This window comes from Paludisphaera mucosa, assembly GCF_029589435.1.
Classification (GTDB): Bacteria; Planctomycetota; Planctomycetia; order Isosphaerales; family Isosphaeraceae; genus Paludisphaera; species Paludisphaera mucosa.
In genome coordinates this window covers 3,383,861-3,407,457 of record NZ_JARRAG010000002.1, presented here as the reverse complement: position 1 = coordinate 3,407,457, position 23,597 = coordinate 3,383,861, and the positions used below count along the sequence as shown (strand labels likewise).

Here is a 23,597-nt window from a genome sequence, read left to right as displayed (position 1 = left end):
GGTGCAGATCTCCTGTTGTCGAGACATGGGGCATCGAACCGGGCCGGGGAGTGTTCCACCACTCGCCCGGCCCCTCTCACTTCCTCAGCGTCCAAACTCGTCGAGCATGGCGACCGCGAACGCCGTCCGCTCGGCCTCGGTCAATTCCCGGCCCGCTTGCCGGCGCAAGGTCCCCAGGCCGTTGCGTACGTCCCGCTCCCGCCACTCGGGGTTCTCGGCCATCCAGTCGCGGCCGTAGCGCGTCAGGCGGGTCGACAGGGCGTCCCGGCCGTCCTGACGTCCCAGGAACCGGCAGGCGTCCATCACGAGCGCCTCGCCCGCCTGGGAGGCCTTACGGAGGGCGTTCCAGGCCGCTCCCTCGCTCTGGATCGTCGGCGGGTTCCTAATCAGGTTCGTCATCGGTGGTGGGCTCCGGTGGTGTCGATGGAAGGATCGGCGTCGGCTTGCGTCGACTTCAGCATGATATGGGTACACCAGCACGGTGTCAACACCATATCGGTATAGACACCGAACCGCAAGCGACGTAGACTTCGTGTACGGTGTGCGAGCGTACTGGTATCATCACCCCGGACACCGTTTCCCGGGGGATGCCACGATGCCTCGCAAGAAGTCGCCGGAGGGAAAGCCTGTGAACGCCACCGGGACCGAATTGAAGGCCGTGCGGCTGGAACTCCCCGCCGAGACCCACAAGCAACTCAGGATCGAGGCTGCGAAGAGGGACATGAGCATGGCCGCACTCGTCCGCGGCCTGGTCGAGGATCACTTAAGGTCCAAGTCGACGCGTCGGCCGAAGGGGGGCGAGGACGCGCCGCCGCGGTGAGGCTCGTCGAGGCCCGGCGAGGGAAGTTCCCGCGTGACGGCGAAGTCGTGAACTAGACTTCTGGTCGTTAGCGTCCAAAGAATCATCCTCGCCTAAAGGGCGTTCCAGCGATGGCGACACACTCGACCGCGGCGGGCGGGAAGAGCCGACCGGCCCGGGCCGGCGTCACGGACTTCTTCCAACGCACCCTCGACTCGCTCCTCTCGCACATGGCGGTCCTGCGGCCCGACGGCACCATCGTCGCCGTGAACGCCGCGTGGAACGCGTTCGCCGCCGGCAACGGCCTTGCGGAGAGCCACTGCGGGCCCGGGGCGAACTACCTGGACGTATGCGACGCCGCTGAGGGCGACTGCGCGGAGCAGGCGACGCTGACCGCCCGGGGGATCCGCGACGTCGGCCGGGGCCGGACGCCGAGTTTCCAGATGGAATACCCCTGCCATTCCCCGACGGAGCGTCACTGGTTCGTCGTCCGGGCGACGCGGTTCGCGGTCGGCGCGGAGGTCTTCGTCGTCGTCACGCACGACGACGTCACGCAGCGGAAGGTCGCCGAGCAAGCCCTCCAGGAGGCCAACCGCCTGCTGGAGGTCCTGGCGACCACGGACGGCCTGACCGGCGTGGCCAACCGCCGACGCTTCGACCGGACCCTGGCGCTGGAATGGGAGCGGCACGCCCGGTCGGCGACCCCGCTCTCCCTGCTCCTCGTCGACGTCGACCACTTCAAAAAGTACAACGACTCCCGCGGACACCAAGAGGGCGACCATTGCCTCCGCGAGATCGCCGGGGCGCTCGGGGAGTCGGCCGTCCGGCCGGGGGATCTCGTCGCCCGCTACGGCGGGGAGGAATTCGCGATCGTCCTTCCCGAGACGGGGCGGCCGGGGGCCATGACCATTGCGGAGGCGGTCCGCGGGCGACTCCATCTCAGGGGGCTGCCGCACGGCGCGCCAGGGGCCGGCCCGTTGGTGACGCTGAGCATAGGCTGCGCCACGATGACGCCGGGTCGCGTCGATCCCGCGGACGCGCTCGTCGAGCGGGCCGACCGGGCACTCTACGAGGCCAAGGCGGCGGGCCGCGACCAAGCGAGGCATTCGGACTGAAATCGGAAGCGGATGATGGCTCCGCCCCCAGACCTCCCTGCCCATCAGACGATCCGGGTCAGGAAGCTCCGCCTGAGACCCTGAGCGACTCCCCGTCGACCGGTGTCGTGAGAGCCCAAGTCCGTCGATGGCCCGCGGCAGCGCCGATCACCCAGGCAAGAGCCGTGTTTCCATGACACGTCTTGTTTGGGGCAATAAAGCTAGATCAGGCGCTTTAGGGAATTCTGTTCCTTCTGCACATGGCACGACCTAAGATAGTGGGTCGTAGTGTTCAGACGAGCAGATGCCAGCGACCCTTCGTAACCTGTCGGCGTTGACCGAACCGCTGGTTACGGCTATCGAATGGCGATCTCGTCCAGAGTGCGAAGGAGTCGCACTCTCGCGGGCGGGATGTCATCATGACGGAAACGGCGGACGCCATGAGAAAGCTGGCCGGGAGGCCTACGGCCGTAGAGTTGTTTGCGGGGGCGGGTCTACTCAGTTCCGCATTCGCGGCCGAGGGGTTTCGCTTCTCGCTTGCCGTCGAACAGAACGTCATCGCGGCAGAGACATACAAGAGGAATCTTGGCCCCCACATTCGGGTTGGCGATGTTCAGGAAATCGAGGCCGTCGGCGCGTGCGACGTACTGGTGGCCGGGCCGCCGTGCCAGGGATTCTCGACACTCGGGAAACGTCACGCACACGACCCGAGAAACAAGCTGAGCTTGGAAATTGGCCGTTGGGCCAAGGCTCTCTCTCCAAAGATCGTGGTCGTCGAGAACGTCCCGAAGTTCTTGGAGTCGATCTACTGGTCGGAGCTTCGAAACTATCTAGAAGGACTGGGGTACGACGTCGAGACCCACGTCCTCAATGCCGCTGATTACGGTCTCCCCCAGATTCGACGCCGATGCTTTGCATTCGCCTCACGCATCGGACTGCCCACAATCCCCTCCGCCGGTGGGTTCAGACCTTCGACGGTCCGCCAAGCTTGGGAAGGCCTACCAAGCGAACCCACCGGCCGTGATGGCCACGTAGCCCCATGTCCGAGCCCGATCGCTCTGGCGCGGATGAAGGTGATCCCTCCGGGTGGAGACAAGCGGGACGTACTCAACAGGGCCCCGCATCTCGCACCCAAGTCCTGGTGGACGACTCGGGTCCAGGCGACGGACGTTTGGGGGAGAATGCACTGGGACGAACCATCGAACACGCTCAGGACGGCGCTCCTAAACGCGTCGAAGGGCCGGTACATTCATCCTGAGCAGGATCGCGTCATGACGCTTAGGGAGGCGGCGCGCCTTCAGACGATTCCTGATGATTGGACGTTCGTCGGAACCCCCTATCAGGTCGCCAGGCAAATCGGCAACGGTGTGCCGCCCAAGTTGGGCAGAATCGTGGCACGCTCAGTCAGAGAAACGCTTTGACGCTAGACGTTCAAGGAGCCTTATCTAAAGCTTCTTGGACATTTAGCATATCTTGGTGAGCCGATTGAGTGTCATTCAGAACATCAAGAAAATCGCGAACCTTCCAACGGGTGTCAGGCCCGGCATTGCTGATCCGTCCTCGGAGGCCCACTGCGCCGTAGGCTCTCGAATTCGGGGTCGGCTTCGTGCCTATGAGATGTCCGAAGACCGTATATGCAGCGCGATTGTGCTCGTCAAGCCACTCTTGAGTGCGGGTCATATAGTATTCAAGTTGCACCAGATGGTCAGCCTCTAGCGGCACATTGGACGCCTTTAGCTCTACGATAACAATTTTATGAAGAGATTCATTGCCCAGAAGAAAAACAAGGTCTGGTTCCTTCTTGTCTTCTGGGTCTGCGTACGAACCTATCTTAAGATCTTGTGCCAATCGCTTGTAAACTGTGTTTAACGACACGTCGGCGGCAAGCAGAAATTGAGTGTACGTAGGGTCTACCAGCCAGGTGCAGTTTTCGAATAACTGCTGTATCTGTTTTTCATTCCGCTTTGCCTTGAAGTCCGGATGCTCTATGATTTTCTTCAAGGCATCAATGCCTCTCAGGCGGGCTTTGACCGTGCCTACGAATTGATCGAGTTCATCCTTCGCAAGTCGTACCAATTCGCTGACGAGTTTTCCAAGATCAGGCAAATCGAGATTCGACAGTTGAGAAATCGCCGTCAAGATCATGCCATGGCCAATACCCTTGATTAGCTGTGGGAGGGTGTCTTGATAGGCCGGGTCGTCCACGCTCCGCTTGCATGCCTTTTCAAGAAGTGTAGCGAATCGAAGCGCTAACTTGCGATCTCTGGAAGAGAAGTCGTATTTCTCAAGCTCTGAATTTGTAAATGGATCGTTTTCAACGATCTTAGGAGCTTCGTTGTCGCGCTTTTTTTGATATTGCTTGCACGCCTCCTTCATCACCGAGCTGAGAAAATCGTACATCTGAGATAACAAGGGCGACTCCCACCTGAGCGATTCTCGGTCGGTGGATATATAGTCGGCAAGCTCATCGTCTATGAAGTCCGCGTGAACCACGCCATCCATATAATCAGTCATTCGAAAACCATGCATATTCGTATCCATTCCGAGCAGCGACGGTGCTGAAGCCAGCCGCTTGCGCGCATACACACGAACCCCCCGCTTTGAGGCTTCGAGCGATTGATCCTTCCCCGTGAATCGAACTCGATAAGTAAAGCGAATCTGACCTCCGCCCTCTCTGTCCAGGAACTTCTCCACGAAATCACCGATCGGCCGTAGCTCCGGATCGGGCCAGGCATAGACAAGCTCCCGAGGAGCGGGCTTCACTTGAACCTTGTTCATCATGATCTTAAAGTCTGCTGGATCAATAAGGTCAAAATACTCTGAAATCTCGCTTTGAATAGTGGTCTCTCGGCTCTTGAGCGGATCGTATAGCAATCGGGACAAGATGATCCGTGTGCCACATGGGGCAATACCGCCTCCGTCCTTGAGCTTTTGCTCCTTAATATTAATCTCGTGGACATTCAGCATGGCGACAATATCATCGTAGTCAAGAGTTATGTGAGTGGCGTGGCGTTCACCCTCTTTGCGAGATATAACCTCGACTACTTTTGCGACACCAAAACCGGCGAGTTTGCCAAGCCCCTTTCGTCCCATTAGAGGCCGACCTTTGGGGCTTCGCCCATTCATCTCAGGCTCTTCCCTCCGTCTCCGCCTCCCCGCAAACAGAAACTTGTTATTTAGATCACTGCGGGACATGCCATGGCCGTTGTCATCTATAATTATCCGCACGTCATCTGGAAGAACTCGCGTTTCGAGGGGAGGAATCGTTTTGCCCGGAGGCATCTTGGCTTGCTCTAATTCGTACTCCTTTCTGAGCACCTCTCTCGCCTGTTTGATATCGGTGACATTGAAGTCCAAATTGACTGACGGCGAGTCGGCGTCGTACGCGTTGGCTACGAATTCAACGAGCACTCTGGCCAGCGTCGTGTAGAGGTTGAGTCCCAAGTCTTCAACAATGTGCGGGGCAACCTTGAACTTGAGCGGCTCTGTCATCACTGGCATGCTATGGCCCCCGACCTAGACAATCACGCAACCGGGATCTCGCGGCATAATTGGACCGCTGAGGATCAGATTGTCTTGAAGCGTACCGCGCTGGTTCAGCGCCTGCAAGCAACCTCACCGCGGGCGACGTGGGTCTCAGCTCAGCCCATAACCTCTCTCAACCTCGCTAGGGCGTCGGCCTCGATCCGCCGGATTTCCTCGGTCGCGATCCCGAGCCGTCGGGAGAGAGCGTCCAACCCCTGGGCCCGGCCTTCGACGCCGTAGCGGGACGCTATGACCTCCCGCCACAGGTCCGGGAGGCGGGACAGGCCGGAGAGGACCCCCGCGTTCGTCAGAGTCTTTCGGACGAAGGCGGACCGGCAATACTCCCGCCCGGCGATGTCGGCGATGTCGGCCCCCGCCATGAACCTGCCGACGATGCGGTCATCCAGTTCGGCCTTGCTCTTCCGGACGCATGAGCGGATGGTTCTCTCCTGGCGCATCTCGGAACTCCTGGGGTCGATCGAGAAAGCCCGCCTCCGGCGATGAATCCGGAAGCGGGCTGAGGGGTGGGAGAATCTCGGGCCGCGGTTTCATTGTCCTCACGCTTCGCCGACGACCCGTCCACTCGCGGCTGACAGCGGGGTCGACGCTCGGCCCGTCACCTTGCGGGACGGGTCTCGATCCTCCGGTTGGACCCGGGGGAGCGGACGTCCGGGCCCTGGGCCCCGTCGAGACGCTCGCAGACGCCCCATTCGGACAGGAAGGCCGCCACCGTCGGCGGGACTCGCAAGGTCGCGCCGCGGGGCAGGCGACCCCGTCCGCCGGCCTTCCGGTCGGCGAGGACGCCCCCCTTCAGAACTTTGACCTCGATATCGTTCGATTTGCTCATATCACGATCCTCCATTTCATGTGGGCGGGCGGATGATCCCCCAGGCGCGGTTCCCGGGGTCAATAGGTGGCGTACACCCGCTCGGATTCATTCCTGAGCTTCTCCAGGAACCGCATCCCACGCGGCGAGAAAGCCGCTCCGGGGGCGAGGTCCAGCGAACGCTCCCGATCCGACCTGATGACGTGCCAGGCGGCCTCATCCTCCGGAACGTCGACGACCCCCCCCTTGGACAGCACGAAACTCCCGAACATGGCGTTGTCTTGCCGGGCCTTCATCTTCACGATCGGTACAAGGTCGATGACCGGCGGGACGGGCGGGGTGTACGGCTCCCTGCACCGGCTCGCCAGGTAGGCCCGGCCGCGGCCGGAAAGCGGCACGCCGTCCGGTTCGGCCACGCCGCGGACCATGGCTTCGACGACGTCGCATTCGGGAGCCTCCACGACCTCGCGCGGGGCGACGACCCGCGATCCGATCAGGCCGTGAGCGATCGCCGTCGCCTTGACCAAGGGGCCCCGGGCGCTCTCCGGGGTGGTGTCGGACGCAGACGCTTCGACGACTTCGGACTTCTCTTCAACCTTTGACATTGATGCACTCCCATTGATGAGACGGTTTCAGGAAACGGAAAGCCCATCGACGTCGATGGGCGGAACGGTGAATCAAGCAGTCAATGCGTCGAGGATCGCCCCGAAGCTCGGCGCGTGCAGAAGCTGAACGTCGACGTCGAGGAACGCAGACACCTTGACGACTCCATCCGTGACCTGCTTGTGGGGGTCGATCACCACGTCGACGGGCCCGAACAGGTTTACGACGACGTCCCGGAAGTTTCCGTACCCGATCGCGGAGAGGTTCGTTCCGGACCCCTTCGTGAGGGTCGACGGCGCGTTGTTGCTCGCGACGGCGGGCTTGCCGAGGATGCGATCGTCATCCGACCACAACCACGCGCCCGAGCCGGCGGCGGATCCGTCGGTGAGCCTCAGCTTGGCGCGAGCGTTCGGGCTGGCGAACCAGCCGAGCGCGACGTCGACCGCGGCGTCCCCGTTGGCGATCCCGACGAGCCTCTCCAACTCGACCAGCGCCGCCCGGTTGGGGGCGGCCCCGTTCGCCCCGAGCGGCACGACGTTGATCCCGGCCGTGTAAAGGAGGCCGGTCGGCGTGTTCCCGCCGCCGGTCCCGACGATGCCCATCCGGTCGACTTCGACGGCGAACGACGCGACCATGTCGGCGATGATGCGCAACTCGTGCTCCGCCTCCCAAGCGGATTTGAGAAGCTTCCGGGTCACGGAGACCGTCGAGGAAACCGTCTTGGGCGTGAACTGGACGGCGTCAGTCGTCGGGGACGCGACCGGGGCCGCACCACCCTCCGCGATCCAGCCGACGGATGCGGCGGTCGCCCGCCTGGGAAGCCAGGTGTTGCCCTTCGCGTCCGGAGGAAGCTTCAAGACCTGCGCCCCGAGGCTCCCGAGCACCGACCTCGCCCGTAGGACGTCCAGGATGGCCAAATCCGGGACGTGCGTCCCGATCGCTCCCGAGCCGGACGAAGTGGTCAAGGCCCGGGATTCGCCGGGGAAGGTCGGGATCAGGAACCCCTTGAAATTGACCCCGGGGTGTCGCTTCTCCAGTTCCTTGTGGGTCTCCCCCTCGAGCCCCGGCGGCGGAGAGCCCGGGGGTTCTTTGCGATACGGGTTGGAGACGGCGTTGATGGCCCGAAGCAAGGAGTAGCCGTGTCTTCCGTGCGTGTTGCTTTCGTCCTCATGAGGGAGCGGGTCGTTGCGATATGCCATGGACAAGAGTTCCTTCTTCGATGCATTAGAGGCATCCCGCCGAGTTCGACGGGACCTGAGGAGCCGCGACATCGCGGCGTTGCTTCGCCGGGCCGGTTGAATCCGGCCCTCGTTTGATCAATTTTCGTTTATGGGACTGAGGACCTGATCCAAGGCTCCCTGGGGGGGGCGAATCAAGCCCCGTCTTTCGGGCCGTCGCGCCGTTTTCTCGATCGGTTGCAACCCTCGATGAACGCTTCCAGCGAGTTGGGTTTGCCGGGCTGTTTCGGGACCCGGAGCGACGATCGGGAGGACGGCGTCAGCCCGAATTCGCTGGCCATCCGCCGGAGGTCGTCGCTCGCATCCCTTGCAATCTTGAACCATGGCGAGACGCGGGGGACGCCCTTCGCGTCGGTCAGGACGCGTCCCTCCCGCGTCATGTGGCCTTCCGCCTCGACCCAACGGCCGTAGGCTACGCAGTAGATCGCCAGCGCCACGCCGTCCGTCAGGCTCACCAGGCCGGATTCGTTGAGCAGGGGCAAAATCCTGTCCCATTCGGCACGCGCCGCGGCGCTCAGCGGCACGGGCGGTTCCGCCAGGCCGGGGATCACCGGCGGGGTGTCGGGATTGATCCTGTCCCGCCGCACCCCAGCCTGGATTTTGAGGATGTTCGGCGCAGGCTTCCGACCCCGTTTCGCCATCGCTACCTCCCCTCTAAATGCATGCAATCGGATGAAAAAATCGGTGAATTTGGGCAGCGTTAGCGCGAGATGACACGTCCGCATAGGGGCTAAAGGGTCTACAAGTAAACACCCCCCTATGGGTATCCAGTGCATGCATGCACGTCTACACCTACGACGGTTGCTTATGCATGCATGCGCGTCTGACGTAGGTCAGTTCTCCAAGGGATCGACCAAAGGTCGTAGCTCGACGTCCGGCCCCTTCCGACAGCTGCACAAGCCTCCCTGGGGACGACGGCATGCCGGGTCGTGGGAGTGCCGAAGTTCGTAGCCTTGCCCGGCGCGGAGGCGAGGAACTATGACCGGGCCGTGGTCCTGGGTTCCCGATCGCCGGGCGGAACGCTCCGAGCCTCGGTGTTTGAATAGGTCGCGCGGCTGAGACTTCATGGCCTTGTGCTCCTGAGTGCGGGGACCCCTCGCACGCGAAGGGAATAATTCATCATCTGACCCATCTGACCCTTCTGCCCACTTAAGTCCTTTAATACCAATCCATATAAGAGAGGATGAATTGGTTGTCCTATCTCATCTTCTGACCTGGAACTCATCTTCTGATGGACAAGGGGCGGGGGGCCAGAAGATGGGTTGCAGGTCAGGAGATGAGTTTCGAAGTCGGATTCATCGCCTGACATGTGTGTTGTCCCGAAAGGAGTTAAGTGGGCAGAAGGGTCAGATGGGTCAGATGATTAGATAGGGGCGGGAGGGGCGTTCCGCAGCCCATAGGAAGCGATCCAAACCCAGCCGCTGGCTAGCTGTTTGGCCCTTATGCCGAGCCGATTGCGTGTGCTCTTGATCTTGTCGAAGGGCACGCCTTGATCTCGGAGGAACTTCGTTCCCTCGGAACTAGGCACCTGATTCCGCCCCTCGAAGAGTCTCCCGACGATCGCGTCGATTTGCTCGTCGGTCAGGCGTGACTTCGGCCCGGGCTTGGACGCGCTCCCGCCCATCGCCTCGTCGGCGGTGGTGTCGACCTCCCCCTCCCACTCGATCCGGGCCAGCGCTTCCGTCGGGGCGACCCGGTACGCCAGCCCCTTCTGTTCCGGGCCGTTGTTGTTCTTAAAGGGGATCATCAGCCGCTTGGCGGGGTCGTCGGGATCTTTGACGAAGATCAGGGCGGCCCGGACCGCGTTCACCCAGGCGACCCCGCCGACGACCCGCATGGCCGCTTCGACGTTCCCGCCGCCGGAGGCCTTGTTGATGTGGGTGACGAGGATTATCGCTGCGGCGATCTCCCAGGCCGCCGTGCGGAGCGGCCCCAAGAGGGCTTGGAGTTGGGCGTTCTTGTGGTCGTCCGCCTTGCCGACGAAAGCCGTCGCCGGGTCGATGATGACGAGGGCGACCGAGCCGCCCATCTCTTCAGCGACGACGCGCTTGATCATGTCGACTTCGGCGAGGGTGAATCGGCCGAGATGTTCGGGCCGGAGGATCCAGATCCGTCTCAGGTCCGCGCCCGCCTCCATCAACCGGGGGACGGTCGTATCCTCCGGGTCGTCCTCGCAGTTGATGATGAGGACGTTGCCGACCTCGAAGCACTCGCCTCCCATGCCGGGGATCTCCCCGCCGACGCTGACCCGCGCCGCCAGGTCGCAGAACACGAAGGACTTGCCGAGCCCGCCCGAGCCCGCAGCCGTCGTCAGCTTCCGTTTAGGTATTCGGTTCGGCCAGAGCCACTCGACGGGTCGTGTTTCAAAGTCTCCGGCCTTCTTTGTGAGAGGCCCGGAGACCGCTGGCGTCCCGTTCGGATGGACGGGAACGGCGGGGTGATGCCCGTTGGCTCGCCCATTGGGTCCGGGGATGGTTTTCGGCGTAGCCTTGCCGATCTCGATGCCGTTCGTGATCGCCCGTTCGCCCTCCCCGGGGTCTCCGTCGGTCCCAAGGCCGCAAGCCTTTGCCGCGGAGGCGAGTTTGGAGCGTACCTCATCCTCCCGGAGCAAGCCCGCGCCGACGTACCCCCCGAGTTTCAACGCAGATTCATATAGCTGGGTGTTTCGATCCTGAACCGCGACGGCGACCTTTCCGACCTCCCGCTCTAGAGCGGTTTCTCGTCGGGTGTATCGCTTGATCGGCGGGGCTGATATCCGCTATGGCGGAACCAGCCCAGCACGTCGGCGGGACGGACGGCCCGCAGGGCGTCGCCCATCGCCTCGATCAGGCCGCCGATCGTCCGGGCCTTGGCCGATCGGAGCCAGGCCTTGACCTTCGAGAACATCCGCTCGATCGGGTTGAGGTCGGGGCTGTACGGCGGCAGGAACCGCAGTTCGGCCCCGGCGGCGGCGATGAGACGGGCCGCCTCGGCCGTCTTGTGGCATGACAGGTTGTCGAGGATCACGACGTCTCCGGGCCTCAGCGTCGGCGCCAAGCATCGCTCGACGTAGGTCTCGAAGGCGGCCGAGTCTGTCGCCCCGTCGAACGCCAGGCAGGCCCCGACGCCCCCCAGCCGGACGGCCGCCGTGAGCGTGACGACCTTCCAGTGGCCGTGCGGGACCGGGCCGTCGACGCGCACGCCGCTGGGCGAGCGGCCGTGCGTCCGATCCATCGCCGTGCTCGAGCCCGTCTCGTCGACGAAGACCAGCCGGGTCGGGTCGAGCGTCGCGAACTCGTCGCGCCAGGCGGCACGCTCGGCCTTCAGCCCGGGGCGGTCCTGCTCGGCCGCCCGCCGCGACTTTTTTTGCGAGTGATCCCCAGGCGGACGAGCGCCCGGTGCACGGCCGAGCTGCAGCACGCCACGCCGGCGGCGCGGGCCAACTGCTGCAGCGTGGCGTCGTCGTCGGCCCGGACCGCCTCTCGGAGCCGCAGGGCGGCGTCGGCGTCGAAGGCCGGCGCCCGCCCGCCGCCGCGAGGCTTGGGGGCGATCGAGCCGGTCTCGCGACGCTGGCGGATCAGCTTGCGGATCCACGCGACGCTCACCGAGAAGCGGGCGGCGACCTGCTCGCGGGTGGCGTCGCCGGCGTCGCACGCCGCGACCACCCGCTCGCGGAGGTCGGTCGAGTAGGCTTTCATCCCGGGTGGCCCTCCATAGCCATCTTGGGATAACCGCGTCAACCGCCACAATCAACAGGAAACCGCTCTAAAGCGGCTTCTGCGTAGCCTCCGGCTCCCGGAGGGGAAACCGTCAAGGGGAGCGACAGCGACCCCGCTCCGGGCGAGGGAGAGGTGTTCCCGGGGACGCTGGGGACGGAGACCGCCGTCGGATTCAGCCCGGCCGACGCTCGGAGCAATTCGAGGGGTACGGGGACGACGTCCGGGAGAACGAGGATCTTGGACATCCGGTGGGGGCGTTCGACTGAATGCGGCCCCTTCCTCGCCCATGTCCCCGGTAGCTTGGCTATCCGCTTCGCATCATGTACCCCCGGGTCGATCGATGCGGCCTTGGTGTCGAGAATCGCTTTCCAACCCTTGATGATGCTCCGGAGCGTCTGTTGACCGAACGCGTTGTTCGGGAGATCGACCCGCCAGTACAGATGACCGCCGTTGCCCGAGTCGATCAGGATCGGCGCGGGCCACCCCAGGCGTTCGGCGTGTTCCATCGTCGCGCCGAGGACTTCAAAGACCGCGGCCTTTTCGGCGTCGGTCGCGTTGACCTTCTTTTCCTCGCCCTTCCCCCGGTGGGGGTCGACGTCGACAAGGAACCAAACCCTCCGCTCGATATCCTGGGATCGGAAACCGCCGTTGTCGGGCCGGGTGAATCCTTGGCGGAACGGATTCAGGGTGAGATACGTCCCCGTCCCGTTGCATAGCCCCTCCAAGGCTCCCAGCGACCCGGAGACGTCGTCGGAACGAGCGACCGTCCATTGAGCCGACGGGAGCGATTGGAACGCGTAGCGATAGCCAGGGAGCCACAGAACCCCCATCGCTCTCGCCGCTTCATCGCGGTCGAAGTCACCGCGAGCCGCGGTGACGGTGAGTGACAGTTCGAGCCGCGGCCCGCTCCATACGTAAGGGCGATCGGCGGATTCCGGCTGCGTGATATGGCCAGCGCCTGGTTCGCATCCGGGGAGGCGGATCTCCGGCAGGACGACGCTCATCGGCGTCCCCCTTTCTCGTTCTCGATGACCGCTGCTAATTCCGCGGTCGGCTCGCCTTGCTGGCTTGCCAGGTGGATCTCGCCGCTGGTTGAAACCGCCGACATCGGGGCCTCTTTCGTGGAGCGGCGGTCGGAGACCACGTCGTCTTACCAGCCCTTCGCCCGGAGCAACGCCCGGGCTCTCAGCCCGCGCGCCTCGACCGACTGCGTCGGAGGCGCGTCCACCCGATCGGCGGTCAGCGCCTCGATGAACTCCCGAATCCAAGACTCGGTGGTCAGCCACCCCGCGGGCGAACGAACCGCCCGGAGTTTTATGCGCGAGGTACCCGGCCGGATCGACTTCGATCCGTCGAGGATCGCCCGCATGACGGCTTGGGGGCTCAAACCCCGTCCGTGCGCGGAGGGGAACAGCCGGCCCGCCGCCGCGGGCCCGATGTATTCGAGGGAGGTCATCGCACCTCCCGGCCCGCGGGGAGGGCGGAACTTCGAGACGCCGTCTCGCAACGGTCGCGGGCGGCTGACTCCGAAAGGCGCAGGAGCCGCCTGAGTCGCGCGGCCTCCCGGCTCACCTGGGCCAACCGCTCTCGAACGGCGGGGGGACGCGGAATCAGATCGTCATGTTCAGGCATGATATCCCTCGGATCACGGTTGAACGTGAATCGCTTCCGAGAAACTATACCCATGAACAGTGGACGGGAAGTGGACGGGAAGTGGACGGGAAGTGGACTTCCGTCCTACTCGGGGGAAATCTCGCGGTAGACGCGTCCGGAAGCGAGACGAAACGAAACTCGCCCGCCCATGTGCATCACAGCTTCGTTGGTCCGCGTTATGTTCTTCCGGATCGCTGATTCGGAGGTTTCCCCGCTACAGTGTACGGAGAAGGCGACGTCTTAGACCGACGCATCAGACTTGTCGGCCATGAACTCGATAAGCAGCGCACTTGTGCCCTTCCGCGTCTTTCGCAATCCCGTCGCCAGACTTTCGTAGTCGACCGATCCGGGAGCGAGGCGAGTCGACGACTCGACATCGGAGATGACGCCGGGACTTAGAGAACCAGCGGCCCCCGGGCCGGAAGGGTCGCCGATCAAGCGACACTCGACCTCATGCAAAGCGGGCCGATGGGCCGGGAAGTCCTCTGCGTCGATCTCTTCGCTCGGACACCACATGTTCCGATAGAAGAACCCCAGGCGGGTTACCGCGCGTTCCCCATAGGGGCACCTGTAGAGAGGCCTGGAAAAACCAGTCCTGACCCTGATGACGACCTCGTCCGGGACGCGGAACCCCGGATCGAAAAGCGTCCAGGGGATGTCGCTTTCCGAGTCGATGGTGTAGCGGGGGCCGTCGCCGTCGCCGTCGTCGTCGAAGTCGATGGTGAAGTAGCTCACCGAGTCATGCTCGATCGAACACACGGCCCCGTCGGGTTCGCGGTATCGCAGCATCAACACCCACTTGACGCAATTGCAGGAGTAGCAGGTGAGGCTGTAGGGCCAGACGGGGATGCCGCAGTTGGGGCAGGGCGCGACTTCGTAGGGGAGATCTTTCATGAGTGTGTTCCTTTCTCGGGGCGGCGCGGCCGCCCGGGGAGGAACACGGCCCCGGGCGGCCCGCCGATCGATCCGCTGATCAGGCGGACATAGTGATCATACGCTACCGTCAGCCGACCGCCAATGCCGTCGATCGGGCCTTGGACAGGTCCCGCTCCGCATAGACCTGGGTGACGTCGGCCGCGGAATGCCCCAAGGCGACTTGCGCGGCTTCCAACCCCAGCCGGGCCCGGACCTCGGTGGCGAACGCGTGTCTCAGCTGATTAGGAGCGAACGACGGGACGCCGGCCTTGGCGCAGGCGTTGCGGATCGCCCGTCGGAAATTCTCGATCCGGCTCGGGAAGACGGGGCCCGTCCCGGCCGCGACGATCCAGGGCAGCAAGGCCTCCCGCGCCCGGGGGCCGACGAAGACGACCCGATCCTTGTCGCGATGCTCCGTCTTGTGCGAGCCGGGCCGGTAGGACCAACATCCCGGGTCGGTACGGTCGACCTCCTCGACCCGCATGGAGAGGGCCTCTCCGGGCCTCATCCCGGTCAGCCGCATGAGGCGGACCACGGCGGCGAACCTCGGCGAAAGGAAGGGGAGGGCCGCATCGACCCTCGCGTCGGACACCGCGGCGACGGCCGGTTTCTCCCTCGCCGCGGACCGCCCCTTCTGCAGGGGGGAGAGGGCTGCGAGGTTGGCGACGATGGTCCCGGGGGTCATCTCTTGCGCGACGGCCCAGCGGAAGACGCGGCGGATGCGGCCGACCGCGGCGTTGATGTAGCGACGGCTGCCGCCGCGGCGGATCATCTCATCGCGTACCAGGGCGAGCCGCTTGGGGCCGAACTCGACCGCCAGCGTGAGGCCGTACAGCTGCTCCAAGGGCCTAAGCGCGTACCTGACGACGTCGTGTTCGCCGGTCGGCTCGCCGTTCTTCCGGTAATAGCCCTCGGCGTGGTCGGCGTAACGGAGGATCAACTCGCTGATGGTCAACGAGAGGGCCGAGGGCGACGGGGAGAGGTCGACCGTCGAATCGCTCGACGCCAGGCCGGCGATGAAGCGTGCATAGGCCTGGCGGGATTCGGGGCTGCCGAACTTCCCGGGGAGGTAATGGTCCTTGCCTTGATAACGGACGCGGGCGCGTCCGGTGGCCTTGTGCCTGCGATAGGCGGGGGGCTTGCAGCCGAGCTTCGGCATGGCGGGGTCTCCTGTTTCGCCAAGCGGGTAGATTCCACCCGGTTCGCGTGGAGGAAACGCCGCGCTTCCGAACCCTCGGAAGGTACATCGGGGAGATGTCGGCGAGAGCGGAAAGGCAAGGGGCCCGACGATTTGCGTCGCCGGGCCCCGTTAGTCGGGCCGAGGGGATTTGAACCCCTGACCTCTAGCACCCCAAGCTAGCGCGCTAGCCAAGCTGCGCTACGGCCCGATCGTCGGATGGAAAAAGCGACCGCGGTCGCCCGCGGCGTGTTTCCCATCGACGGGCTTTATTGTAGGGTATCGGGAGTATCTGTCAATCGAGGAGAGGGGGCGTCGCGTGGAATTCGCGGATCGCGTGGTACAGGCGGTGCGGCGCAAGGGGAACCCGGTGGTGGTGGGGATCGACCCCCGTCCGGAGGAGTTGCCGACGGGGTTCCTCGACCGTTTCCCGGGGACCCGGACCGGGGTGGCGGACGCCCTGCGGACGTTCGGATGCGAGATCGTGGACGTGGTCGCCCCGCTCGCGCCCTTGATCAAGTTCCAGTCGGCCTTCTACGAGGCCTACGGCCCCGAGGGGCTGGGCGCGCTGCACGCGACGGTCGAGCACGCCCGCGAGCGCGACGTGCTGGTGATCTTCGACGGCAAGCGCAACGACATCGGCTCGACGGCCGACGCCTACGCGCGGGCGTATCTCGGCAAGGAGCCGGTGGGGGGCTCGTTCGAGCCGTCGTGGCACGCCGACGCGATGACGATCAACCCCTACCTGGGGAGCGACGGGGTCGACCCGTTCGTGAAGATCGCGGCCCGCGAGCACAAGGGGGTGTTCGTCCTGGTGCGCACGAGCAACGCCTCGGCCCGGGAGTTCCAGGACCTCGTCTGCGACGGCCTGCCCGTCTATCGCCACGTCGCGAACCGGCTCAAGGCCTGGGGCAAGGGCCGCGACGGCAAGGAGGGTTACAACCTCCTCGGCGCGGTCGTGGGCGCGACCTACCCGTCGGAGCTGGCCGAGCTTCGCGAGGCGCTGCCGGGCGTCCTCTTCCTCGTCCCCGGCTACGGCGCCCAGGGGGGCGAGGCGAAGGACATCGCCGCGGGCTTCGACGCCAACGGGCAGGGGGCGCTGGTCAACAACTCGCGGGGCGTGACCTTCGCCTACAAGAAGCCGACCTTTCGCGACAGGTTCGGGACCGACTGGCAGCGCGCCGTCGAGCAGGCCGTGCTCGACATGATCGACGACCTGGCCCAGAACACGCCCGCGGGGAAGCTCCGGCCCGCCTGAGGCGGCACGCGCTCACATCTCGGGGAGGATGCCCAGCTTCACGGCCCTGCGGACGGCCAGGCCGCCGACGCTCAGGAGGCTGAAGGGGACGCCCAGCATCACGAGGATGCTCCAGCTGAAGCCGTCGGCCAGGCGGGCCGCGTCGGCCGGCTGGTCGGCGAGCGCCTCCTTGCAGTTCGGGCAGGCCAGGGCCGGGGCCGGGGCCGGGACGAGCAGGGCGGTCGCGAGCGCCCAGGCTCGGAGGCGATTCGGCGACGGCATGGGCGGGATCTCCGGCGGGCGGGGCGGGGTCGTGGGACGCGAGGCGTCCTAACGACACTGTAGGGGCTTCCGCCGCGACGGGCAAGCCGCGGCGTCGGCCGTCGCGGTCATTTCACGCCGGGGATCCGCCGCGCGAGGGCGACGGCCCGGCCCTGGGCCGCGACGGGCGGGCGGCCGCCGCGGGCGGGGGTGGCCGGCAGGCTGCTCGAGATGAACGGCGGGCTCTTCAGGCTGACGCGGACGTCGCCGAACGAGCCCAGGCCCTCGATCGCGTCGATGGGCGTCACGCCGTCGCCCCGGCCCCTCGGCTTCGAAACGCTGCCCGAGAGCGTGGTCTTGCCCGGGACGGCCCCCTGCAGCGTCAGCAGCCGGGCGTCGCCCGAGGGGCCGCGGATCAGGTCCATGAAGCCGCCGCTCTTGACCTGGAGCGACACCGCGTCGCCGTTGGAGTCGGTGTAGTTCAACGTCGTCCCCCGCGCGAAGAGGCCGACGAAATCGACCCCGCCGCCCAGCGGGTTGCCCGCGAGGTCGACGAGCCCCGCCGGCCCCGCGCCCCGGACGACGATGGCGTACTGCCGGCCCAGGGCCATCGGGGCCGCGGGGGTCAGGTAGACGGTCTGGGTCGCCGGGTCGTAGCCCGGGGCCAGGTAGGCGATCGGCGCGTCGTCGCCGTCGCCGAAGACGCCGTTGGGGCCCAGGTCGTACAGCGTGTACGCCGCGCCGTCGAGCGCGGCGGCGCGGTCGAGGGGCTCGCTGAAGGCGATGGACAGGCCGCCGATGGAGTTCGGGTCGCCCAGCAGCCGGACGCGGCCCACGGCGGGCGGGACGTAGTCGGGGTCGACGTCCTGGATCGTGACCGACGCCGTCGCCAGGCCGCCGAGGACGGCCCCGTCGGTCGCCCCTTCCAGGACGATCGCGACCGACTCGTCGCCCCGGTTGTGGGGGTAGGCGAGGACGGGGACCGCGATCGTCGCGAGCGTCTGGCCGGGCTGGAACGTCAGGACCCCGGAGACCGGCACGTAATCGACGCCCGGCGAGGCGGTCCCGGTCGTCGTGCGGTAGCGGACCGTGACGGTCCCCCGCGCGCCGCCGACGCGCTGGACCGGGACGTAGGCGAAACCCGCCGTCTCGGGGACGGCGACCGCGGGGACGGCGAACTGGAGCGTCCCGGGCGGCTCCAGGACGTTGAGGGCGGCCGTCGATCGGTCGTCGTCGGGGCCGGAGTCGAACTGGTCGGCGGCGGCCAAAACGGTCAGGACCGCGGGGCCGACGGCCTGGGGGCGCAGGACGAAGGCGACCGTCGCGTTCCCCCAGGGCCCGATCGTCCCGAGGGCCGCCGTGATCAGGCTGGCGGACGCCTGCACCGAGCCCTGGGTCGTCGCCGACCCGACGAAGATCCCGCAAGCCTCGAAGGGGATGCTCAGGTCGACGCCCGTGGCCGTCGTGGGGCTGGAATTCCAGACCTGGGCGACCCAGGTGACGTCCCCGCCCAGCTCGACGGAGGGCTGCAAAGTCTGAAGCCGCACCATGAGGTCGACGGCCGGCGCGACGTACACGGCGTAGCGGCCGACGTCGTTGCCGGACGCCGGGTCGGGGAGGTCGCTCGTCGCGACGCCCGAGAGCAGCAGGGCCGTCCCGGCGGGCGACGTCGGCCGGACCGTGATGGTCATCGCGGCCGTCGACGACCCGGCGAGGTCCCCCAGGTTGGCGACCACGCGGCCGGAGTCCAGGACGGGCGCGGCGCCCTGGCTGGCGACCGCCGAGACGAACTCGACCCCCGCCGGGAGGGGCGCGGCGAGCTGGACGCCGCCCGTCGCCAGGGGCGAGAGGTTGGCCGCCGTGAGCGTGTACTGGAACGTCGACCGCTCGTGGACCAGGGGGGGAGGGGTGACGTAGACCGCGAGGTCGGCCGCCGGCAGGCCCGTCACGACGGCGCTCGCCGTGTCGTCGGCCGGGTTGAAGTCGATGTCCCAGCCCTGGACGTTCGCGGTCAGGATGAGCGGGCCGGCGGCCGTGGGCCGGGCCGTCAGCGCGATCGTCGCCTCCGCCCAGCCGCCGACGGCGAGCGTCCCCAGCCGGAACCCGACGACGCCGTTCGCGACCGTCGCCGGGCCTCCCTGGGTGGCGACGGCCGAGGCCAGGACGGCCCAGTCGGGCAGGGGGACCGTCAGCAGGGCGTCGGGCTCGGGCGACGGGCCCTGGTTGCTGACGCGGATTCGGAACGTCGCGGCCTGGCCCTGGACAACCGTCGGCGAGTCGGGGGCGATCGTCGCGCCGAGGTCGGCGACGGGGCGGACTTCGGTCCGGCGCCAGTCGGCGTTGTCGCTCGGGTCGGAGTCCGGCTCGTCGCTCGACGCCCGCGCGGCGTTCGTCAGGGTCGCGCCGGCGGCGGCCGTCGGCCGGACGCGGATCCAGAGGGTCGCCGCGGCCCCGGCGTCGAGCGCGTCGAGCCGGGCGGTGACGATGCCGTCGGCGAAGCTCGTCGAGCCGCCGTCGAACCAGGCTGCGTCGAAGGTCGACAGGGCCGGGATGAGGTCGAGCAGGACGACGTTGCGAGCCGCGTCGGGGCCGTTGTTGGCGACGACGACGGCGTAGACCAGGTCGTGGTCGTCGGCCGCGAGGGGAGGGGCCTGCATGGCGACCGCGAGGTCGGCCTGGCCCAGGATCTCGGTCGAGAAGCTCACGGCGTCGTTCGCGGCGTCGGCCTGATACTCGTCGGTCGCCAGGCTCGCCGTGGACGCGAAGACGCCGACGGCGTCGGCCCGCAAGGTGATGACGAACGTCGCCGTCGCGCCGGGGCCCAGCGAGCCCAGGTCGATGATCAGGCGGCCGCCGTCGATCCTCCCGGCCCCCTGGTCGCCGGTCGCGGCCACGTACGACGCCCCCGGCCCGATCGGGAAGGTGAGGACCACGCCGGTCGCAGTCCCCGGCCCGGCGTTCGACGCGGAGAGGACGTAGACGAGCGAGTCGCCCCGGAGGGCCGTCGAGGGGCCGCTCGCCAGCGCGACCGCGACGTCGACGACGGGCGTGAGCCGGGCCGTCGCGACGGCCGATTCGTCGCCCGGGTGGGAGTCGGGCTCGGCGGTCGTCGCGGTCGCCGTGCCCGTGAAGTCGCCGCTGAAGCCGGCAGGGGGCTGCAGGGCGACGACCAGCACGGCCGACGCCCCGGGGGCCAGCGACCCGACCGCGAGGCGGAAGCTCCCGGCCGCCTCGGCGGACATGACGCCCCCGACCCCCGTCGACGAGAGGACGGCCGCCGTCGCGGGGAGCTGGGCCGCCAGCGAGACGTTCGACGCGGTGAGGTGGCCGCGGTTGGTCACGGTGGCCCGGAACGTGACCGCCGAGCCCTGGGGGGCGAGCGTCGGATCCGCCGTCAGGGCGACGTCCAGGTCGGTGTACGGCCGGATCAGGATGGCCTGCGAGAACTCCGAGGTGTTCCCCGCCGCGTCGGTCGCCGTGGCCGACAGGAACCCGCCGTCGGTCGAGGACGGGATCGGGATCGCGAAGCTCGCCCGGCCGTCGTCGCCGGCCGACGTCTCGGTCGAGCCCAGGAGCCGCTCGCCCTCGCCGAAGCCCGATCGGTCGGGGGCGTCGGTCCAGAAGAACTGGATCGTGTAACTCTGCAGGGGCATCCCGGTCAGGCTCCCCGCGGAGGAGGTCACGAGGCCGTCGGTGACGGCCGAGGTCAGGATCGGGTAATTCGCCCAGCCGTTGGGGCCGATGAACTGGCCCGGGGTGTGGTTCGGCGTCGGGCCGTTGTTGAGGTTGATCCCCAGCCCGGCGTTCTTGAAGATCCGGTTCGAGAGGATCGTGTCGCCGCTCACCAGGCCGACCAGCTGCACCCCGGCGCCCGTCGTGCCGACGCCGTTGTAGGCGATCACGTTGCCGGCGCCGGAGTCCTCGCCGCCGACCTTCACGCCGCTCGAGCCCAGCGTCAGGCCGTCGCCCTGGTTGCCGAACGGCCGCGTCGCGGTCGCGTCGACGCCGATCTGGTTCCCCAGGACCTGCAGCCCCGCGGAGTCGTTGCGGGCCCGGACGCCGCTGCCGCGATTGGCGGAGATCTGGTTGGCCTCGTCCGCGACCAGCCCGCCGATCACGTTCCCGGGGGCGTCGTCGACCAGGATCCCGTCGCGGTTGTTCCCCAGCGCGGCCTGGCCGTCGGCCGTCAGCCCGACGACGTTGCCCAGGATCACGTGCCCGGTCGCGCGACCGTTCAGCGTGATCCCATTCCCGAAGTTGCCCGAGACGACGTTCCCCGTGATCCGGCCGTAGCTCGCGCCCGCGAACACGACGCCGTCCTGGCCGTTGCCGACGGCCAAGACGCCGGCCCCGTCGGTCCCGATCAAATTGCCGGTGATGGCGTTGCCCGTCGAGTCGCCCGGCGTGACGATCGCGACCCGGACGCCCGCGCCCCGATTGCCCGAGATCACGTTCCCCTGGCCGGCGGGCCCGCCGATCGTGTTGTTCGAGGAGCCCAGGACCACGATCCCTTCGCCGTTCGCCGCGGCCCCCGGGATCCCGGGGACGAGCCCGACGTAGCTGGACTCGACGAAGTCGCCGCCGGGCCCGGTCAGCAGGATCCCCGCGCCCGAGAAGCCGGTGACCGCCAGGCCGGCGACCAGGCTGCCGCCCCCCGCGACGACCAGCCCGTACGAGCCGCTCGACTGCGCCGAGGAGCCGTCGAGGCGGATCAGGGGCGTCCCGGTGTAACCCGGCTGCGACCGGCCCTCGATCAGCACCGGGCGCGTGATCGGGGCGAGCGGCGACTGCAGCCGGATCGTCTGCAGGCCGGAGCCCGGGATGGCGAACCGGATCGAGCTGGGCCCCGCGTCGAGGTCGGCGTTCGCCTGCGTGATCGCCCAGCGCAGCGACCCGGGGCCGTCGTCGGCCGCCGTCTCGACCGTGAACGTCGAGAGCAGGACCCGGCGTTCGACGTACTCCAGCCGCGGCGTCCCCGCCCGGCGCCCGGGAGGACGTCCCCAACCGCGTCGCAGAGGGAGCGTGAGACGCATGGAGGTCGATTCTGAAAGTTGTCAGGGGGGCGGGCGCGGCCTTCGGGGCCCGAGAACCCGGCCGGACGACGAGCCGGCACGGTGGTTCGACGCGACTCGGCCCAGTTTCTTAGGACTATGTTACGAAGCCGGCGTCGAAAAGATCGCTTCCGACCGAGATGTTTCCCGGAATCGACATCTCCCCGCCGGCCGCGACGACCTAACGACTTCTGTCCGATTGTCCCATCGCCGGATCCTTCCCGTCAAGCGCTCTTTGGTGCGTGGATGGAGTACGGCCCGGGCCCTGGACTTGTGTCAAGCGCGGGCCGGTTCAGGGGGCGGCGGTCGCCAGCGGGAGCTGGTAGAGCATCAGGTAGATCACGACCCCGGTGATCGAGACGTACATCCAGATGGGGAACGCGACCCGCGCCACGCGGACGTGCCGGGCGAAGTCGCCCCGCAGGGCCCTCAGCAGGGTCAGGACGACGAGGGGGACGACGAAGAAGGTCGCCAGCAGGGTGTGCGAGGTCAGGATCGTCAGGTAGAGCCAGCGGAGCCCGCCGCCGCCCGGGAACCGCATGCTGCCGGCGAGGTAGTGGTAGAGCAGGTAGCAGCCCAGGAACACGGCCGAGGTCAGCACGGCCATCCCCATCGCCAGCAGGTGGCCGCGCGTGGCCGGGTCGCCGAGCAGGGAGGCCAGTCGCGAGGGGGCCGTCGGCTGGGCCAGGGCGTCGCCCTCGGCGACCGCGACGACCGCGGGGCTCCCCGGGCGGCGGATGGCGAGCCAGCCGGCCAGCAGCAGGATGGTGCAGAGGCCGTTGAGGGTCGCGTTCACCGCCGGCAGGGCGCGGACCCAGCGGGGCGAGGCCAGCCGGCGGGCCCGGGCGACCAAATTGTCGAGGGCCTGAGCGTCCTGGGACTCGAACAGGCCCAGCACCTTGCCGCGATCGACGAGCGCGAGGCGGTCGCTGTGGATGACGGCCTCGTCGCTGCCGTCGGCCGCCGGCGCGGGGTTGGTCATGGCGGTCAGGTGGAACTTGTCGTGGATCATCGCCAGGATGGCGTCGCGGGGACCGGTCAGGAACCACCAGCGGAAAGGGTCCGCGCCGAACCGGTCGGCGTAGTCGCGGAGCACTTCGGGCGTGTCGTGCTCGGGGTCGACCGAGATGCTGACGAGCTGGACGTCCGTGCCCGCCAGCCGCTCCTGCAGGCTCTTCATGACGCTCGTGATCCGCGGGCACGAGAGCTTGCAGCGGGTGAAGATGAACGAGCCGATCCAGACCCGGTCGGCCAGGGTCGCGTCGGTCACGGCCCGTCCCGAGCGCTCGCCGAGCGAGAACGATCCCAGCGGGGTCGCCCCCGGGCCGAGGTCCTGGCCCGCCGGCGCGGGCGGGCCGCCGGTGCGGATCCACGCGGCGCAGAGGCCGCCCGAGAGGATGATGGCCGTGACGACGATCAGCACGCCGCGTCGATATCCCGATTCCACGGATCACCACCTGACCCCCGGCGGCCGCGGGGAGGGCCCGGGGCGCGGGGGGGACGTCGAGGGAAGGAAGGAG

General features: G+C 67.1%; 20 protein-coding genes and 1 tRNA gene. 4 read left to right on the top strand and 17 right to left on the bottom strand.

The genetic code is table 11. The features are described 5' to 3' along the window. Positions 1-84: 84 nt before the first annotated feature. Positions 85-399, bottom strand: a complete 315-nt coding sequence (locus PZE19_RS22880; RefSeq protein WP_277862920.1) for a hypothetical protein — start codon at positions 397-399, stop codon at positions 85-87. 196 nt (positions 400-595) lie between these two features. On the opposite strand from PZE19_RS22880, the gene PZE19_RS22875 reads away from it, so the two are divergent. From PZE19_RS22875 to PZE19_RS22865, 3 genes are all read left to right on the top strand, one after another. After that, positions 596-820: a hypothetical protein gene (locus tag PZE19_RS22875; protein ID WP_277862919.1), complete on the top strand. Its 225-nt coding sequence runs from the start codon at positions 596-598 to the stop codon at positions 818-820. 110 nt (positions 821-930) lie between these two features. Continuing rightward, positions 931-1,914: a diguanylate cyclase gene (locus PZE19_RS22870; protein WP_277862918.1), complete on the top strand. Its 984-nt coding sequence runs from the start codon at positions 931-933 to the stop codon at positions 1,912-1,914. Positions 1,915-2,312: 398 nt separating this feature from the next. Next, a complete protein-coding gene (locus PZE19_RS22865; protein ID WP_277862917.1) occupies positions 2,313-3,314 on the top strand; it encodes a DNA cytosine methyltransferase in 1,002 nt (333 codons plus the stop codon). A 10-nt stretch (positions 3,315-3,324) separates the two neighbouring features. On the opposite strand, the gene PZE19_RS22860 is transcribed toward PZE19_RS22865, so the two are convergent. From PZE19_RS22860 to PZE19_RS22800, 13 genes are all read right to left on the bottom strand, one after another. Next, positions 3,325-5,394, bottom strand: a complete 2,070-nt coding sequence (locus PZE19_RS22860) for an ATP-binding protein (RefSeq protein ID WP_277862916.1) — start codon at positions 5,392-5,394, stop codon at positions 3,325-3,327. Between the two features lie 140 nt (positions 5,395-5,534). Further along, on the bottom strand, positions 5,535-5,876 hold the full coding sequence (locus PZE19_RS22855; protein WP_277862915.1) for a sigma factor-like helix-turn-helix DNA-binding protein: 342 nt from the start codon (positions 5,874-5,876) through the stop codon (positions 5,535-5,537). A gap of 158 nt (positions 5,877-6,034) precedes the next feature. Then, positions 6,035-6,265 (bottom strand): hypothetical protein, encoded by a 231-nt coding sequence (locus PZE19_RS22850; protein ID WP_277862914.1) that lies wholly within the window; start codon positions 6,263-6,265, stop codon positions 6,035-6,037. A gap of 59 nt (positions 6,266-6,324) precedes the next feature. Further along, the gene (locus tag PZE19_RS22845) at positions 6,325-6,849 is read right to left on the bottom strand and encodes a hypothetical protein (RefSeq protein ID WP_277862913.1); all 525 of its coding nucleotides are present in this window, start codon (positions 6,847-6,849) and stop codon (positions 6,325-6,327) included. Between the two features lie 72 nt (positions 6,850-6,921). Further along, positions 6,922-8,046: a phage major capsid protein gene (locus PZE19_RS22840; protein WP_277862912.1), complete on the bottom strand. Its 1,125-nt coding sequence runs from the start codon at positions 8,044-8,046 to the stop codon at positions 6,922-6,924. A gap of 173 nt (positions 8,047-8,219) precedes the next feature. Beyond that, positions 8,220-8,726, bottom strand: coding sequence for a phage terminase small subunit P27 family (locus PZE19_RS22835; RefSeq protein ID WP_277862911.1), 507 nt, complete (start codon positions 8,724-8,726; stop codon positions 8,220-8,222). A 722-nt stretch (positions 8,727-9,448) separates the two neighbouring features. Next, positions 9,449-10,726, bottom strand: coding sequence for an AAA family ATPase (locus PZE19_RS22830; protein ID WP_277862910.1), 1,278 nt, complete (start codon positions 10,724-10,726; stop codon positions 9,449-9,451). Positions 10,727-10,791: 65 nt separating this feature from the next. Next, entirely contained in the window at positions 10,792-11,484 is a 693-nt protein-coding gene (locus PZE19_RS22825) for an IS630 family transposase (RefSeq protein WP_277858790.1), read from the bottom strand. After that, on the bottom strand, positions 11,388-11,762 hold the full coding sequence (locus tag PZE19_RS22820; RefSeq protein WP_277858791.1) for an IS630 transposase-related protein: 375 nt from the start codon (positions 11,760-11,762) through the stop codon (positions 11,388-11,390). The genes PZE19_RS22825 and PZE19_RS22820 overlap by 97 nt, the downstream gene beginning before the upstream one ends. Positions 11,763-11,800: 38 nt before the next feature. Further along, positions 11,801-12,787: a hypothetical protein gene (locus PZE19_RS22815; protein ID WP_277862909.1), complete on the bottom strand. Its 987-nt coding sequence runs from the start codon at positions 12,785-12,787 to the stop codon at positions 11,801-11,803. 889 nt (positions 12,788-13,676) lie between these two features. Further along, a complete protein-coding gene (locus tag PZE19_RS22810) occupies positions 13,677-14,330 on the bottom strand; it encodes a hypothetical protein (protein WP_277862908.1) in 654 nt (217 codons plus the stop codon). 109 nt (positions 14,331-14,439) lie between these two features. Further along, positions 14,440-15,510: a tyrosine-type recombinase/integrase gene (locus PZE19_RS22805; protein WP_277862907.1), complete on the bottom strand. Its 1,071-nt coding sequence runs from the start codon at positions 15,508-15,510 to the stop codon at positions 14,440-14,442. Positions 15,511-15,664: 154 nt separating this feature from the next. Beyond that, positions 15,665-15,739, bottom strand: a tRNA-Pro gene (locus PZE19_RS22800). 108 nt (positions 15,740-15,847) lie between these two features. Here PZE19_RS22800 and pyrF point away from each other — a divergent pair. Then, positions 15,848-16,786 carry an orotidine-5'-phosphate decarboxylase gene (gene pyrF, locus PZE19_RS22795; protein WP_277862906.1) on the top strand — a complete coding sequence of 313 codons (939 nt, stop codon included), beginning with the start codon at positions 15,848-15,850 and terminating at the stop codon, positions 16,784-16,786. Between the two features lie 12 nt (positions 16,787-16,798). On the opposite strand, the gene PZE19_RS22790 is transcribed toward pyrF, so the two are convergent. The 3 genes from PZE19_RS22790 to PZE19_RS22780 form a co-directional block, all read right to left on the bottom strand. Continuing rightward, the gene (locus tag PZE19_RS22790) at positions 16,799-17,047 is read right to left on the bottom strand and encodes a hypothetical protein (protein ID WP_277862905.1); all 249 of its coding nucleotides are present in this window, start codon (positions 17,045-17,047) and stop codon (positions 16,799-16,801) included. 107 nt (positions 17,048-17,154) lie between these two features. After that, on the bottom strand, positions 17,155-22,059 hold the full coding sequence (locus tag PZE19_RS22785) for a Calx-beta domain-containing protein (RefSeq protein WP_277862904.1): 4,905 nt from the start codon (positions 22,057-22,059) through the stop codon (positions 17,155-17,157). 310 nt (positions 22,060-22,369) lie between these two features. Beyond that, positions 22,370-23,524, bottom strand: a complete 1,155-nt coding sequence (locus tag PZE19_RS22780) for a DUF420 domain-containing protein (protein WP_277862903.1) — start codon at positions 23,522-23,524, stop codon at positions 22,370-22,372. Positions 23,525-23,597 lie beyond the last annotated feature (73 nt).

Bases quoted from the DNA above. Each gene is read 5' to 3' on its own strand.
- PZE19_RS22880 (WP_277862920.1), bottom strand. From the start codon at position 399: ATGACGAACCTGATTAGGAACCCGCCGACGATCCAGAGCGAGGGAGCG.
- PZE19_RS22875 (WP_277862919.1), top strand. From the start codon at position 596: ATGCCTCGCAAGAAGTCGCCGGAGGGAAAGCCTGTGAACGCCACCGGG.
- PZE19_RS22870 (WP_277862918.1), top strand. From the start codon at position 931: ATGGCGACACACTCGACCGCGGCGGGCGGGAAGAGCCGACCGGCCCGG.
- PZE19_RS22865 (WP_277862917.1), top strand. From the start codon at position 2,313: ATGACGGAAACGGCGGACGCCATGAGAAAGCTGGCCGGGAGGCCTACG.
- PZE19_RS22860 (WP_277862916.1), bottom strand. From the start codon at position 5,394: ATGCCAGTGATGACAGAGCCGCTCAAGTTCAAGGTTGCCCCGCACATT.
- PZE19_RS22855 (WP_277862915.1), bottom strand. From the start codon at position 5,876: ATGCGCCAGGAGAGAACCATCCGCTCATGCGTCCGGAAGAGCAAGGCC.
- PZE19_RS22850 (WP_277862914.1), bottom strand. From the start codon at position 6,265: ATGAGCAAATCGAACGATATCGAGGTCAAAGTTCTGAAGGGGGGCGTC.
- PZE19_RS22845 (WP_277862913.1), bottom strand. From the start codon at position 6,849: ATGTCAAAGGTTGAAGAGAAGTCCGAAGTCGTCGAAGCGTCTGCGTCC.
- PZE19_RS22840 (WP_277862912.1), bottom strand. From the start codon at position 8,046: ATGGCATATCGCAACGACCCGCTCCCTCATGAGGACGAAAGCAACACG.
- PZE19_RS22835 (WP_277862911.1), bottom strand. From the start codon at position 8,726: ATGGCGAAACGGGGTCGGAAGCCTGCGCCGAACATCCTCAAAATCCAG.
- PZE19_RS22820 (WP_277858791.1), bottom strand. From the start codon at position 11,762: ATGAAAGCCTACTCGACCGACCTCCGCGAGCGGGTGGTCGCGGCGTGC.
- PZE19_RS22815 (WP_277862909.1), bottom strand. From the start codon at position 12,787: ATGAGCGTCGTCCTGCCGGAGATCCGCCTCCCCGGATGCGAACCAGGC.
- PZE19_RS22810 (WP_277862908.1), bottom strand. From the start codon at position 14,330: ATGAAAGATCTCCCCTACGAAGTCGCGCCCTGCCCCAACTGCGGCATC.
- PZE19_RS22805 (WP_277862907.1), bottom strand. From the start codon at position 15,510: ATGCCGAAGCTCGGCTGCAAGCCCCCCGCCTATCGCAGGCACAAGGCC.
- PZE19_RS22790 (WP_277862905.1), bottom strand. From the start codon at position 17,047: ATGCCGTCGCCGAATCGCCTCCGAGCCTGGGCGCTCGCGACCGCCCTG.
- PZE19_RS22785 (WP_277862904.1), bottom strand. From the start codon at position 22,059: ATGCGTCTCACGCTCCCTCTGCGACGCGGTTGGGGACGTCCTCCCGGG.